Origin of the sequence: Paraconexibacter antarcticus (assembly GCF_024220175.1) — a bacterium.
Classification (GTDB): Bacteria; Actinomycetota; Thermoleophilia; order Solirubrobacterales; family Solirubrobacteraceae; genus Paraconexibacter; species Paraconexibacter antarcticus.
Genome location: NZ_CP098502.1, coordinates 1,761,337 through 1,774,924 on the forward strand (window position 1 = coordinate 1,761,337; position 13,588 = coordinate 1,774,924).

Consider the following 13,588-nt stretch of genomic DNA (forward strand, 5'->3'; position numbering starts at 1 on the left):
AGGCCCCATGCGCTCCCCGCTTCTCGCTCTCGCCGCCGTCGTCATGGTCGCCTCGGGGGTAAGCGCCTGCGGCTCGTCATCGGGATCGAGCAGTTCGGGGGCTGGCCAGGCGAAGACGGTCAACCCCAACGGACCTGAGGTCAGTCCGGCCGGCGACATCCCCGACAACCAGGCGTACGTCGCCTACAGCCCCCCGGGGTCGGGGTTCTCGGTGAAGGTGCCCGAAGGGTGGGCGCGGACCACGCCGGCCAAGGGCGTGACGTCGTTCACGGACAAGCTCAACCGGGTGCGGATGGAGCAACGGAGCGCGACCTCGGCGTTGACGCTCGCCGGCGCACGGCATTCGGTGATCCCCGCGCTCGCGAGGAGCGTCCCGGGTTTCAAGGTCGGCACTGTCTCGACGGTCTCGCGGGGTGCGGGCAGCGCGATCCGGATCACCTACCAGGCGGCTTCTCCCGTGGATCCGGTCACCGGCCGCTCGCACACCGACTCGGTCGAGCGCTACGTGTTCTTCCATCATGGCCGCCGGGTGGTGCTGACGCTGTCGGGCCCCAAGGGCGCCGACAACGTCGACCCGTGGAAGATCGTCACCGACTCACTGCGGTACACGCGATGAGCGCGCTGATCGAGGCCGAGAACCTCTACCGCTTCTACCACGCCGGCGATGACGAGACGCTGGCGCTCCGCGGCGTCTCACTGACCTTGCAGCCCGGCGACCTCGTGGCGGTCACCGGGCCCTCTGGCTCGGGCAAGTCGACCTTGCTTGCCTGCCTGGCGGGGCTGGACGAGCCAGATGGAGGCACCGTCACGCTCAACGGCGAACGGCTCTCACGCCGTCCCGAAGCCGACCGCGCGGACATCCGCTCGCGCAAGCTCGGGATGCTCTATCAGCACACCAACCTCGTCGGGCATCTGTCGGTCGACGCGAACGTCGTGCTGGCGCAGCAGATCGGGCAGCGCCGGACGAATGCGGCCTGGCGACATGAGCTGCTCGGACGCTGCGGGATCGCCGCCCGCGCCGGGGCGCGGCCGTCGCAGCTGTCGGGAGGTGAGCTTGCGCGCGCGGGCCTGGCGGTCGCGCTGGCGAACGACCCGCTGGTGCTGTTGGCCGACGAACCGACCGGCGAGCTCGACGACAGCACCGCGGCACGCATCCTGGCGCTGCTGCGCGAACGCGCCGACACCGGACAAGCGATCCTGCTCGTGACCCACAACCCCGACGTCGCCTCCACCGCCGACCGCGAGATCCGCCTGCGCGACGGGCGGATCGAGCCCCGACCCGAGGTCACCGCATGAGCCCCGCAGAGCCGCTCGTCCGCTGTACCCAGGCCGCCCGCACGTTCGGGCAGGGCCGAACGGCGACCGTCGCGCTGTCGCCGACCGACTGCGTCGTCCTTCCCGGCGATCGCATCGCGCTCGTCGGCCCCTCGGGCTCGGGCAAGTCCACCCTGCTGCACCTCATGGCGGGCCTGGACGACCCCACCCGCGGCGAGGTGACCTGGCCGGCCATCGGCAGCCGAGACGACCTGCGGCCCGGGCACGTGGCCGTGGTCTTCCAGGGCCCGACGTTGCTGGCACCGCTCACGGTCATCGAGAACGTCGCGCTGCCCCTCATCCTCGATGGCGACACCGATGCCCGCGCACGTGCCACAGCGCGTGAGGCATTAGGGCTCCTGGGGCTCGCCGGGTTGGCCGACAAGCTGCCCGAGGAGATCTCCGGCGGCCAGGCCCAGCGCGTCGCCGTAGCCCGCGCACTCGCCGGGCGACCGGCACTGATCCTCGCCGACGAGCCGACCGGCCAGCTCGACCGCGCGAGCGGCCAAGTCGTCACCGACGTGCTGCTGCAGGCCGCCGACCACGCTGGAGCAGCACTGGTCATCAGCACCCACGACATGTCGATCGCACAGCGGTTCGCCGTCTGCTGGCAGCTGCACTCCGGGCAGCTCACCCGCACGACCGCCGACCTTTCGGATCCCGCCGCTGCATCGATCGAGGAGTCCTCATGGTCACGCTGACCTGGCTACGCGGCCTGCTGTTGCACCGCCGGGGCCGCATTCTGTCCACTGCGCTCGGCGTCGCCGTCGGAGTCGCACTGATCGCATCGATCGGCACCTTCCTCTCCGCGACGACCTCGAAGATGACCAGCCGCGCCAGCGCCGCAGTGAGCGTCGACTGGCAGGTCCAGGCCGCCAAGGGCGCCGACCCCGCGCGTCTGCTGACCCAGGTCGAGCAGTTCAGCGGCGTCACCGCCGCCAAGCCCGTCTCCATCGCCGACACGACCGGCCTGACCGCCACCACCACCACCACCGGCGGAGTACGCAGCAGACCGGCCCCGGCAAGGTCATCGGCCTGCCCGCCGGGTACGCGAAGACGTTCCCGGGCGCGCTACGCGGGCTCGCGGGCACCGGCAGCGGCGTGCTGCTGGCCCAGCAGACCGCCGCCAACCTCCACGCCAAGCCCGGCGACACGGTGCGCATCGGACGCGCCGGCCTCCCGGCGGCGAGCGTCCGCGTCGACGGCGTCGTCGATCTACCGCAGGCCGACTCGTTCTTCCAGCAGGTCGGCGCACCCGTCGGCGCGCAGCCCCAGGCGCCGCCGGACAACGTCATCCTGCTCCCCCAGCGCACCTTCGCCCAGCTCGAGGCCCCCGTCGCGCGGCTGCGCCCCGACCTGGTGGTGACGCAGATCCACGCGTCGCTCTCGCGGGCGCTCCCAGGCTCGCCCAGCGCGGCATACACCCAGGTCTCCGGCCACGCGCGCAACCTCGAGACCAAGCTCGCCGGCACCGGACTGGTCGGCGACAACCTCGGCACCGCCCTGGACCAGGCACGCAAGGACGCCCTCTACGCCCAGCTGCTGTTCCTGTTCCTCGGCGTCCCCGGCGCGATCCTCGCCGCCCTGCTCACCGCCTCCATCGCCTCCGCCGGCGCAGACCGCCGCCGCCGTGACGCCGCGCTGCTACGCACCCGCGGCGCCAGCACCCGTCGTCTGATCAGCGTCGCGCTCGGCGAGACTGCACTCGCCGGCGGGCTGGGCGTCGCCGCGGGACTCGCAGCCGCGCTGATCATCGGATCGACGACGTTCGGAACAACGCGCTTCGGCGCCTCAACGCTCGCCGCGCTGCTGTGGGGCGGCGGCGCTGCCCTCGGTGGCCTATCGATCGCCTCCGCCGCCATCGCCGTGCCCGCCTGGCGTGATGCCCGCTCACTGACAGTGGCCGGGCAGCGCGCCACCGTCGGGCGCCGCGCCCGCAGCCCCTCGTGGGCCCGCTACGGCATGGACTTCATCGCGCTGGCCGCGTCCGGCCTGGTGTTCTGGCAGGCGTCAAAGAACGGCTACAACCTCGTCCTCGCCCCCGAAGGCGTCCCGCAGATCTCCGTCAACTGGTACGCACTCGCCGCACCCGTGCTCGGCTGGATCGGTGCCGGCCTGCTGACCTACCGCATGGCCGACCTGGTCCTCGTCCGCGGCCGCACTCCTCTGGCGCGGCTGCTGAAACCGCTCGGCGGCCAACTGGCACCGACGGTCGCCGCGACGATGGGCCGCCAGCGACGGCTGCTGGCCGGGGCCGTCACGCTGCTCGCGCTCACCGCGGCCTTCGCCGGCTCCACCTCGGTCTTCAACGCCACCTACCAGCAGCAAGCCGAAGCCGACGCGCGCCTGACCAACGGCGCCGACGTCAGCGTCACCGAGTCCCCGGGAACCCTCGTCGGCCCCGACGGTGCGAGCGCCCTGGCCAAGGTCCCGGGCGTGCGGAGCGTCGAACCGCTCCAACATCGCTACGTCTACGTCGGCGCCGACCTGCAGGACCTCTATGGCGTACGGCCCCGGTCGATCCTCTCCGCGGGCAAGCTCCAAAACGGCTGGTTCGTCGGAGGCAGCGCAAGACAACTGATGCGTACGCTGCAGGCCCGCCCCGACAACCTGCTCGTCTCCCAGGAAACCGTCAAGGACTTCCAGCTACGCCCCGGCGACACGATCCGCCTGCGCCTGCAGGACGGCGTCACGAAGCAGCTCAAGACGATCCCCTTCCACTACGTCGGCGTGGCCAAGGAGTTCCCCACCGCACCCAAGGACTCCTTCCTGATCGCCAACCAGAGCTACATCGCCAAGACCACCGGCTCTGCTGCCGTCGGCACCCTCCTGGTGCAGACCGACGGCACCAGCCCCGCGACCGTCGCCGCCCGGATCCGCAAGCAGGTCGGCACCAGCGCAGCGGTGACCGACATCGTCACCCAGCGCAAAGTGGTGGGCTCGAACCTCACCGCCGTCGAGCTCGGCGGCCTGACCACGGTCGAGCTCGGCTTCGCGCTGATCCTCGCGATCGCCGCCTCCGGCCTCGCCCTCGGCCTCGGCTTCCACGAGCGCCGACGGTCCTTCGCCATCGCCAGCGCCCTCGGCGCCAAGAGCCGCCAGCTCGGCGCGTTCGTCTGGGGCGAATCGGCCTTCGTGACGATCGGCGGCCTCGCCCTCGGAGCCGCGATAGCCGTCGGCATCACGGACATGCTCATCAAGGTCCTGACCGGCGTCTTCGATCCGCCACCGGACTACCTCTCGATCCCCTGGGGCTACCTCAGCACCGTGCTCGGCCTCACCGTCGCCGCAGCCGCCGCCGCCGGGATCGTGACCCTACGTGCCTTGCGGCGTCCCGCCGTCGAGGAACTCCGCGACCTGTAGAGCGAGCGTCCATGCCCCCGTGGGCGGCCGGCGCTGCCGCGTAGGCTCGAGCGCAACCGTCGGGGCCGGTCGTCGCGTAGGGCACCGCCGCGGTCCGGCGTGAGCGTTGGCTGCTGGGGCGCGGGCCGGCCTCGTCCCGGCGGCCGATCAGCCCGCGCTGTCGACCACCGTCAGGGGGACCTTCAGGTGGGCCAGGCGGTGCGGGAGATCGACGTGGAACCATCGCTCGATCGGGTGCGACGCCTGCGAGAGGATGATCTCGTCGATCGGCTCGTGGAACATCACGCCGTCCACGACGTCCATCGGGTCGTGGCGGATCGACACCGAAGCGATCACCGGGCCACCGGCGGCCTCCTCGATGGCGGGCAGCGCCTCGGTCAGCGCTCGCTCGGCTTCGGCGGCCTTGTCGCGCCGCTCGGGGTGCATCGGGTGCCACTCGGCCGGGGCCGGGTTGGGGACGACGAAGCGGAACTGCGCCGGGCCGCGCGCGGCACGCTCGCGCATCGCTTCCAGCAGGGCCGGGTCGGTCGCGGTGCGGTCGGCGAGGACGAGGATACGCGCGGGTTTCTCGGTGGTGCTCACGGCGGGACTCCTTCTTGGCGGGTGACCGGGCTCAGGGCGCGGACAGAGGGGCGAGACGGGCCGGCAGCGGTACCACCTACCGGGGCGGAGCTCAGACGGCGGGGGCCTCGGCTTCGGGCGGCGTCTGGTCGACGCGCGTGATGCTGAGGTAGACGACGAGCGCGAGGATCGTCCCGAGGAAGATGTAGCTCGTCGTGTTCGTGCCCGGCGCGAGGCCGCCGTCGGCCTTGGCCTGGGACATGTAGTCGCCGATCGACGCGCCGAGCGGCCGGGTCAGGACGTACGCGGCCCAGAAGGCGAAGATCGCGTTGAGGCCGAACTTCAGGTGCGCGACGGTGATGACCGCGATCGAGCCGCCGAAGAGGATGATCGACTTCCAGTACCCCAGGCCGCTCGTCTCGGCGATGTAGTCGCCGGCGGCGGTGCCCAGCGCGAAGGTGAACAGGACGGTCACCCAGTAGAAGACCTCGCGGCGGAGGGTGACGATCGAGTGGATCGACAGCGTCCGCTCCACGCCGTACCAGATCGCGAAGCTCGCGAGCGTGGCGATCGAGAAGATGATCGTCGTCGTGTGCAGCGCGACCCCGTGGTTGTCGACGAGGTTGTCGGTGATGAGCGTGCCGACGACGCTGATGAGGACGATCCCGGCCCAGTAGAAGAGCGGGATGTACTTCTTGAAGGCGAAAACGAAGACGAGGACGGCGACGAGGATCGCGCCCGTGTAATACGCAAGCGTCGCGTCGCTGAGGTTGTACCTGCTCGAGAGGTTGTCCGCCCCCGTCTCGCCGACCGTCGTGCAGAGGATCTTGATGATCCAGAAGTAGATCGTCACCTCGGGAACCTTGTTCAGCAGGTTCTTTCCGAACAGCCGGTGCCCCGCAATCGGCACCTCGCGCGAATCAGTGCTCATGTGCGGCAGGCTCCCAGCCACGACCTGATCAGTTCCTGAGCGGGCGGAGGCAGAGGCGTGCGCCGGCGAGCCACCGGCGGCCCGGACTACGCTGGGGTGGTGGGCTCGCGCATCCTCGTCGTCGACGACGACCCGTCGGTCCGGCGGATGCTCGCGCGGACGCTGGCGGCGGACGGGCACGAGGTCGAGGCCGTCGCCGACGGCGGCCAGGCCCTGGCGGCGGTCGAGCGGTGCGCACCCGAAGCGGTGGTGCTCGACGTCGCGATGCCGGGGCTCGATGGCCTTGCGGTCTGCCGCCGACTGCGGGCGCGCGGCGTCGTCGCGCCGATCCTCCTGCTCACGGCGCGGGACGAGATTGCCGATCGCGTGGCCGGCCTGGACGCGGGGGCGGACGACTACCTCGTCAAGCCGTTTGCGGTCGACGAGCTGCGCGCGCGGCTGCGGGCGATCGGTCGGCGCGGGCGGCCGCGGCCCGCCGACGCCGCGACGGTCTTGACGGTCGGGCGCCTCGTGCTCGATGTCGCGGCGCGGCAGGTGGTCTTCGCCGGCCGGCCGGTCGCTCTGACCGAGCGTGAGTGCGACCTGCTCGAGCTGCTGCTGCGCAACGCCGGTCAGGTCGTCACGCGGGAGGTCGCCCTGGAGCGGATCTGGGGGGCGGCGGTAGAGAACGTCGTCGACCGCTATGTCGCGCAGCTGCGCCGCAAGCTCGCCGACCCGGCGGTGATCCGGACCGTCCGCGGGGTGGGGTTCGTCCTGGACGCCGGATGACCGGTGGCCTCTCGCTGCGCCTGCGGGTGACGCTCGCCGCGGCGGTTGCGGTCTTCGTCGCCGTCGCGGGACTGGGCGTCGCGTCGCGCACGATCGTCTCTCACGAGCTGCGCCGGACGCTCGACGGAACGCTGCGCGCGCGGGCAACGGACGTCGCCCGGCTGAGCGCATCGGCGCCGGCGCTGCTGACGACGCCGGGAACACTCGACGCGCCGTTCGGCGGCCGGGACCTCACCGTCGAGGTGCTCGACCGGCGGCAGCGGATCGTGGCGCGCTCGTCGGCGCTCGGTGGACGGCTGCTCCCGACGGGGTCGCTCGTCCGCGCAGCGATCGAGCGCGGGCGCACCGGGTCGCTGACCGGCCGGCTCTCGGGCGAGTCCGTGCGGCTGTTCGTCGCGCCCCTCGCCGACCTCGGCGGCGGCCCGGCGGCGGGGGGTGCGGTCATCGTCGGGGCGTCGACCCGCGGGATCGACGCGACCAACGAGCGGCTGCGCCACCTCATCCTCGTCTTCGCACTGCTCGCCGGCGCGGCCGGCGCGGCGGCCGCGGCGCTGCTGACGCGGCGCGGCCTCGCGCCGCTGCGGCGGCTCGCGGCGGAGGCGTCGCGGATCGCGGCGCGCGGGGACGCCGAGGCTAGGCTCCCGGCCGGCGGGCCAGGGGAGGTCGGGGCGCTGACGGACTCGCTGAACGCGATGCTCGCGGCGCTCGACCGGGCGCAGGCGACCGAGCGGCGCTTCCTGGCCGACGCGTCGCACGAGCTGCGCACGCCGATCACGGCGCTCGCCGGGAACGCCGAGTACCTCGCGCGGCACGGCGCGGACCCGGCGGTCGTGGCCGACCTGCAGGCCGACGCGCGGCGGATGGCGCGCCTGGTCGACGATCTGCTCGCGATCGAACGCGGCCGTGCGGGCGGCCCGGGACCCGCCGCCGAGGCGGCGGTCGACGTCGCCGCGCTCGCCCGGGGCCTCGGGCAGGAGCCGGGCCACGAGCGCGTCACCATCGACGCGCCGGCGCCCGCGTGGGTCCGGGGCGACGCGGGCGCGCTGCGGCGGGCGCTCGGCAACCTCGTGGGGAACGCGCTCGTGCACGGCCCGGCCGGCGGCACGGTCCGCGTCACCGTCGGGCGCGATGGAGCCGGGGTGACGGCGACGGTTTGCGACGAGGGCGGCGGGCTGCCGTCCGCCGCAGCGGAGGACGCGTTCGATCGCTTCTGGCGGGGCGAGGACGCGATCGCGGCGGGCCGCCCGGGGTCCGGCCTGGGCCTCGCGATCGTCCGGGCTGCCGCGCGCGCCCACGGCGGCGAGGTCACCGTCGACGGGGCCACGTTCACGATCCGGCTTCCTGGCGCACCGGCGCCGAAATCGTCAGAGAGCCCTCACGATCGAGGGCTAGGTTGAGGACATGAGCTCACTGCGCCGCATGTCGACCGAGCGCCTGCTGGCCGTCTCGGGCGGCCTCGTCGTCCTCGTCATCGCGGCGGCCGTCCTGGCCTCGAGCGCGCTGTCGAGCGGCGGCGCCAAGCCACCGGCGAAGCCGCTGGCGGCCGCCCTCCATGCCGCGCTGACCGCGCCGAAGGTCCCCGGGCTGAGCGCGCGGGTCACCTTCACCGACAAGCTCGTCGACTCCTCGAGCCTGCCGACGGGCAGCCCGCTGCTGAAGGGCGCCAACGGCCGGCTGTGGGCGTCCGGTGACGGCCGCGTACGCCTGGAGCTGCAGTCCGACAACGGCGACACGCAGCTCGTCGTCGGTCGCGACAAGGTGACGCTCTACGACCAGCAGTCGAACTCCGTGTACGAGGCGAAGCTCCCCGCCGACGCGGGCGCCGCCCACCCCTCCGGCGCGAAGGCGGACGCGCACGGCGTCCCGACGATCGCGGACGTCGAGCGCAAGCTCACCGAGGCGGCGGGCAAGCTCGACCTGTCGGGCGCGATGCCGTCCAACGTCCACGGGATCTCCGCCTACACGCTCCGGATCGCGCCCGCCCACGACGGCGGCCTCGTCGGCGCCGCCGAGGTCGCCTGGGACGCTGCCACCGGCGTGCCGCTGCGCGCCGCGGTGTACCAGCAGGGCTCCTCGAGCCCGGTGCTCGAGCTCGCGATCACCGACCTGAGCTACGGCACCGTCGCCGAGCGTGACCTCGCCGTGGCACCGCCGGCCGGCGCGAAGATCACGAGTATCGACCTCGCCTCCAAGCTCGGTGGCCACGACAGCGGCGGCGAAACCGGCAAGTCGAAGAGTGCCGACCCGACGGGCGCCAAAGCGGTCGCGGCCGCCGTCCCGTTCACCCTCAGCGCCCCGGCGACCCTCGTCGGCCTGCCCCGCCAGGCGGTCCGGCTCGTCCACCTCGGCGACGGGAAGAGCGGCGCCCTCGTCACGTACGGCAAGGGCCTTGGCGGGATCGCGATCCTCCAGACCGCGGGCGGCGGGCACGTGACGCTGCCGCTGCTCGCGCGCCGTCACCACGGCGAGGGCGGCAGCGGCCTGCCGCAGGTCTCCGTCAACGGCACGAGCGCGGACGAGCTCGCGACCGCCCTCGGCACCGTCCTGCGCTTCGAGCGCGGCGGCGTGCAGTACGTCGTCGCCGGGTCCGTGCCTCCCGCCGCCGCCGAGGCCGCGGCCCGGGGCCTGTGAGCATGTCCGACGCGGGCGCGCCTCCGGTCCAGGCCCGGGGGCTCGTGAAGCAGTACGACGACGTCACTGCCGTCGCGGGCGTCGACCTCACCGTCGAGCGCGGCGACGTCTACGGCTACCTCGGTCCGAACGGCGCCGGCAAGACGACGGTGCTGCGCATGCTGCTCGGGCTCATCCGCCCGACGTCGGGTGAGGCGCGCCTCTTCGGCCGCGACCCGCTCGTGGAGGGCGCGCGGGCGCTGGACGGCGTCGCCGGCTTCGTGGAGGCGCCGCGCTTCTACCCGTACCTCAGCGGTCGCAAGAACCTCGAGATGCTCGCGGCGCTCGACGGGCACGGGGCGGCCGGGCGCATCGACGCGGCGCTCGACATCGTCGAGATGGCCGACCGCCAGAAGCACCGCGTGGGCGGCTACTCGCACGGCATGCGCCAGCGGCTCGGCGTCGCCGCCGCGCTGCTGCGCGACCCGAAGCTGCTGCTGCTCGACGAGCCCGCGACCGGCCTCGACCCGGCCGGCATGCGCGACATGCGCGCGCTCGTCGCGCGCCTCTCGTCGGAAGGGACGACTGTTCTGCTGTCGAGCCATCTCATGCCCGAGGTCGAGGAGCTCTGCAACCGCGTGGCCATCGTCCGCACCGGCCGGATCGTCTACGAGGGCGACATCACCTCGCTGCGGGCGCGGGCCGGCAGCCACTGGCGGCTGCGCACGACGGAGGACGAGCGGGCGCGCCGCGTCGTCGAGGCCCAGCGCGGCATCACCGCCGTGGCCCACGACCCGGACACGCCGTCGGCGCCCGGGGCGCTGCGCTTCGAAGGGGAGGAGGCCGCCGTCGGCGAGCTCTCGATCGCCCTCGTCGAGGCGGGCCTCGGCCTGCTCGAGCTGACCCCGGTCCGCGCGACGCTCGAGGACGTGTTCTTCACGCTCACCGAGGACGGCGCGGCCGTCCCGCCATCGTCCCCCGCGGACTCCGATGCGGTGGCCGCCTGATGCCGGCGCTGCGCATCGTCTACGCCTGGGAGCTGCGCAAGCTGCTCGCCCAGAAGCGCACGTACCTCGGGCTCGGCGCCGCCGTCCTCGTCCCGCTCGTCTTCGCCGGCGCGCTGCTCGTCCAGAACGGGCAGCCGAACGACGTCGCCTTCGGGCGCTACGTCCGCCAGAGCGGCCTCGCGATCCCGCCGGTCCTGCTCATCTTCGGCTCGATCTGGCTGTTCCCGCTCATCGCGTCGCTCGTCGCGGGGGACATCGTCGCCGCCGAGGACCACAACGGCACGCTCAAGACGATCCTCACGCGCTCGACCGACCGCTCGCGGATCTTCGTCGCCAAGGTGCTCGCGGCGGCAACTTATGCGTTCGTCGCCCTGACCGCGATGGGGGTCGTCGCGCTCCTCGCCGGCATCGCCGTCTCGGGCCTGCACCCGCTCGTCACCCTCTCGGGGACGACCGTCTCCTCCGCGAAGGGCATCGAGCTCATCGCGGCGAGCCTCCTCGTCTACATGATGCCGCTGCTCGGGATCGTCGCGATCGCGTTGCTACTCAGCGTCCTCACCCACAACTCGGCTGCCGCGGTCGTCGGGGCGCTGATGATCTCCCTCATCCTGCAGCTCGTGACGATCCTCCCGGGGCTCGGCTCGCTGCAGCCGTACCTGCTGACGACGCAGTTCAACGCGTGGCAGGGCTTCCTGCGCACCCCGGTGGACTACGCGCCGGTCGTCCGCGCCGCCTGGGTCTGCGCGCTGTACGCGGTGCCGGCGCTCGCGGTCGCGTTCAGCTCGTTCATGCGCCGCGACGTCACGGGCGGCTGAGTGGACCGTTGGCGCTTGGGCGTGCTCGCGGTGGCGGGCACGCTCCTCGTTCTGCTCGTCGCCGCGCAGCTCGTGCTGCCGAAGGTCGCCGCGCACCTGCTCCGGGGCCGCCTCGCGGGGGAGGCCGTCGTCGCGCGCGTCCACGTCTCCGCGTTCCCCGCCGTGAAGCTCCTGTGGGGGCAGGCGGACCGCGTGGACGTCCACCTGACGAGCCTGCGCGTCTCCCAGGCGCGGGTCGGCGCGCTGCTCGCCCAGGCGAAGGACGCCCGGACGGCGGACGTCACGATCGACCGGTTCCAGGACGGTGTGCTGCGCCTGCGCGCGCTCCGGCTGCACGAGGACCACGGCGCGCTGCGCGCGTCCGCCTATCTCGCGGCGACCGACCTGCAGCGCGCCCTGCCACCCGGGTTCGCGGTCAGCCCGGTCGCCAGCGGCGGCGGGCAGCTGGTCCTGCGCGCGACGGCCTTCGGCCTCGGCGTGGACGCCGTCGTGGCGGCGGTCGACGGCGCGCTCGTCGCCCAGCCGAACCTGCCGCTCGTCGGCAGCCTCGCCGGCCTGACGCTGTTCTCCGACCCGCGCGTGTCAGTCTCCGGGGTGGGCGCGACGACCCGCACCGGCGGCTATGGCCTGACGGCGGCGGGTCGGCTCGAGGGCTGAGCCTTGATCCACCGTTCCGCCGGACGGTTCGCTTAAGTGACCTCCCAAGCAGGGCTTGAAAGCGACAGATTGCGCCTGTCGCGGCTCTGCTCAGGAGGTCACCCTCATGGTGAACGAGTCGGCGGTCGTGGTGTTCGATGATGCGCGGGCGGTGGCGAACGCGGGCGTGATGCTCCCGGCACTGCTCGCCGGCCGCCTCGGCCTGGAGGCGCTGGTCGACGATTGTGTTGATCTCGGCGACCGTCCGGGCGCGGCGAACCCGGGCCGGAAGGTCATGACGATGTGCTCGGCGATGGTTCTCGGCGCGGACTGCATCGATGACTGCGACCTGCTTCGGTCGGGGCAGACCGCGGCGGTGCTCGGGCATCGTGTTGCGGCGCCCTCGACCTTGGGGACGTTCCTGCGGGCGTTCACGTTCGGGCACGTCAGGCAGCTGGACCGGGTGCTCGGCCTCGCGCTTGAACGCGCGTGGGCGGCGGGCGCCGGCCCGGGCGATCAGCGGCTGGTGATCGACGTTGATTCGTTCGTCGGTGAGGTCCACGGCTACAAGAAGCAGGGCGCGGGCTACGGCTACACCCGCCAGCTCGGCTACCACCCACTCCTGGCGACCCGCGCGGACACCGGTGAGGTCCTCCACATCCGGCTGCGAAAGGGCTCGGCGAACACCTCCCGCGGCATGCTCCGCTTCTGCGAGGAGCTCATCGCCCGCGTTGACCGCGCCGGCGCCACCGGCCAGAAGCTCATGCGCACCGACTCGGGGTTCTGGGCGAAGAAGACGTTCGTGCGGCTTGACCGGGCCGGCTGGCAGTTCTCGATCGGGATCCGCATGCAGCCCCATGTTCGCGCGCTCGTAGAAGCGATTCCCGAGGACGCCTGGGCCACGTTGGAGGACTACCCCAAGACGTCGATCGCGCAGATCGCCGAGACGACGATCGGCGACTTTCGGATGATCGTCAGGCGGGTTCGCACGCTCTCCCAGCAGGGCGAGTTGCTCCCGAGTTGGGAGCACTACCCGTTCGCCACCAACCGCACCGACGACCTCCAGATTGTCGAGGCCGAGCATCGCCAGCACGCCGTCGTTGAGCTCGCGATCCGCGACCTCAAAGACCAAGCGCTCGCGCACTTCCCTTCGGGCAAGTACAACGCCAACGCCGCCTGGACCGTCATCGCCGCGATCGCGCACAACCTGCTGCGCTGGACCCAGAAGATCGCCCTCCCCGACGCCACCACCCGCACCGCGCGGACCCTCCGCGCGCCTACGAGCACGGCGGCCTGGAGTCCTACGACTGCCGCAACACCGCAAACCCGCTCCTGGTCCCGGCCTTCGGTGCCGCCCCGGCCTGCAAGACGCAAGGCCCCTGGACGTTCAACGGCGTCAGCGCGTACTTCCCGCGGCTGCAGGCGGCGCCGCCGGCCACGAAGGCCCGGTAGAGGCCGATGAGAAAGCCCGGCGCGGTTGCGGGCGAACGCCGCGGAGCACCAACGAGATCCACACCTACCGAAGCCGACATGCCGACTCCTCAAGTCGAAGTCACCGTGGCTTCAGGATGCTCCGCTCACCG

13 protein-coding genes are annotated in these 13,588 nt (G+C 72.7%); 11 read left to right on the forward strand and 2 right to left on the reverse strand.

Going from position 1 to position 13,588, the window contains the following annotated elements; translation table 11 throughout:
- The first annotated feature begins 43 nt into the window (after nucleotides 1-43).
- From NBH00_RS08690 to NBH00_RS08705, 4 genes are all read left to right on the forward strand, one after another.
- A complete protein-coding gene (locus NBH00_RS08690) occupies nucleotides 44-616 on the forward strand; it encodes a hypothetical protein (RefSeq protein ID WP_254572940.1) in 573 nt (190 codons plus the stop codon).
- Nucleotides 613-1,296, forward strand: a complete 684-nt coding sequence (locus NBH00_RS08695; protein ID WP_254572941.1) for an ABC transporter ATP-binding protein — start codon at nucleotides 613-615, stop codon at nucleotides 1,294-1,296. The genes NBH00_RS08690 and NBH00_RS08695 overlap by 4 nt, the downstream gene beginning before the upstream one ends.
- The gene (locus NBH00_RS08700; protein ID WP_254572942.1) at nucleotides 1,293-2,015 is read left to right on the forward strand and encodes an ABC transporter ATP-binding protein; all 723 of its coding nucleotides are present in this window, start codon (nucleotides 1,293-1,295) and stop codon (nucleotides 2,013-2,015) included. Before NBH00_RS08695 ends, NBH00_RS08700 begins: the two co-directional genes overlap by 4 nt.
- Before the next feature lie 400 nt (nucleotides 2,016-2,415).
- Nucleotides 2,416-4,677 carry an ABC transporter permease gene (locus NBH00_RS08705; RefSeq protein WP_254572943.1) on the forward strand — a complete coding sequence of 754 codons (2,262 nt, stop codon included), beginning with the start codon at nucleotides 2,416-2,418 and terminating at the stop codon, nucleotides 4,675-4,677.
- 147 nt (nucleotides 4,678-4,824) lie between these two features.
- On the opposite strand, the gene NBH00_RS08710 is transcribed toward NBH00_RS08705, so the two are convergent.
- Nucleotides 4,825-5,259 carry a hypothetical protein gene (locus NBH00_RS08710; protein ID WP_254570036.1) on the reverse strand — a complete coding sequence of 145 codons (435 nt, stop codon included), beginning with the start codon at nucleotides 5,257-5,259 and terminating at the stop codon, nucleotides 4,825-4,827.
- Between the two features lie 91 nt (nucleotides 5,260-5,350).
- Nucleotides 5,351-6,169 carry a COG4705 family protein gene (locus tag NBH00_RS08715; protein WP_254572944.1) on the reverse strand — a complete coding sequence of 273 codons (819 nt, stop codon included), beginning with the start codon at nucleotides 6,167-6,169 and terminating at the stop codon, nucleotides 5,351-5,353.
- Between the two features lie 99 nt (nucleotides 6,170-6,268).
- On the opposite strand from NBH00_RS08715, the gene NBH00_RS08720 reads away from it, so the two are divergent.
- From NBH00_RS08720 to NBH00_RS08750, 7 genes are all read left to right on the forward strand, one after another.
- Entirely contained in the window at nucleotides 6,269-6,937 is a 669-nt protein-coding gene (locus NBH00_RS08720; protein ID WP_254572945.1) for a response regulator transcription factor, read from the forward strand.
- Nucleotides 6,934-8,334 carry a sensor histidine kinase gene (locus NBH00_RS08725; RefSeq protein ID WP_254572946.1) on the forward strand — a complete coding sequence of 467 codons (1,401 nt, stop codon included), beginning with the start codon at nucleotides 6,934-6,936 and terminating at the stop codon, nucleotides 8,332-8,334. The genes NBH00_RS08720 and NBH00_RS08725 overlap by 4 nt, the downstream gene beginning before the upstream one ends.
- A gap of 4 nt (nucleotides 8,335-8,338) precedes the next feature.
- The gene (locus tag NBH00_RS08730; RefSeq protein WP_254572947.1) at nucleotides 8,339-9,568 is read left to right on the forward strand and encodes a hypothetical protein; all 1,230 of its coding nucleotides are present in this window, start codon (nucleotides 8,339-8,341) and stop codon (nucleotides 9,566-9,568) included.
- A gap of 2 nt (nucleotides 9,569-9,570) precedes the next feature.
- Nucleotides 9,571-10,554 (forward strand): ABC transporter ATP-binding protein, encoded by a 984-nt coding sequence (locus NBH00_RS08735; protein WP_254572948.1) that lies wholly within the window; start codon nucleotides 9,571-9,573, stop codon nucleotides 10,552-10,554.
- Nucleotides 10,554-11,369, forward strand: coding sequence for an ABC transporter permease (locus NBH00_RS08740; RefSeq protein ID WP_254572949.1), 816 nt, complete (start codon nucleotides 10,554-10,556; stop codon nucleotides 11,367-11,369). Before NBH00_RS08735 ends, NBH00_RS08740 begins: the two co-directional genes overlap by 1 nt.
- A gap of 15 nt (nucleotides 11,370-11,384) precedes the next feature.
- Entirely contained in the window at nucleotides 11,385-12,026 is a 642-nt protein-coding gene (locus NBH00_RS08745) for a hypothetical protein (protein WP_254572950.1), read from the forward strand.
- A 106-nt stretch (nucleotides 12,027-12,132) separates the two neighbouring features.
- Complete coding sequence (locus NBH00_RS08750) at nucleotides 12,133-13,467, forward strand: IS1380 family transposase (RefSeq protein WP_254572951.1); 1,335 nt, start codon at nucleotides 12,133-12,135, stop codon at nucleotides 13,465-13,467.
- Nucleotides 13,468-13,588 lie beyond the last annotated feature (121 nt).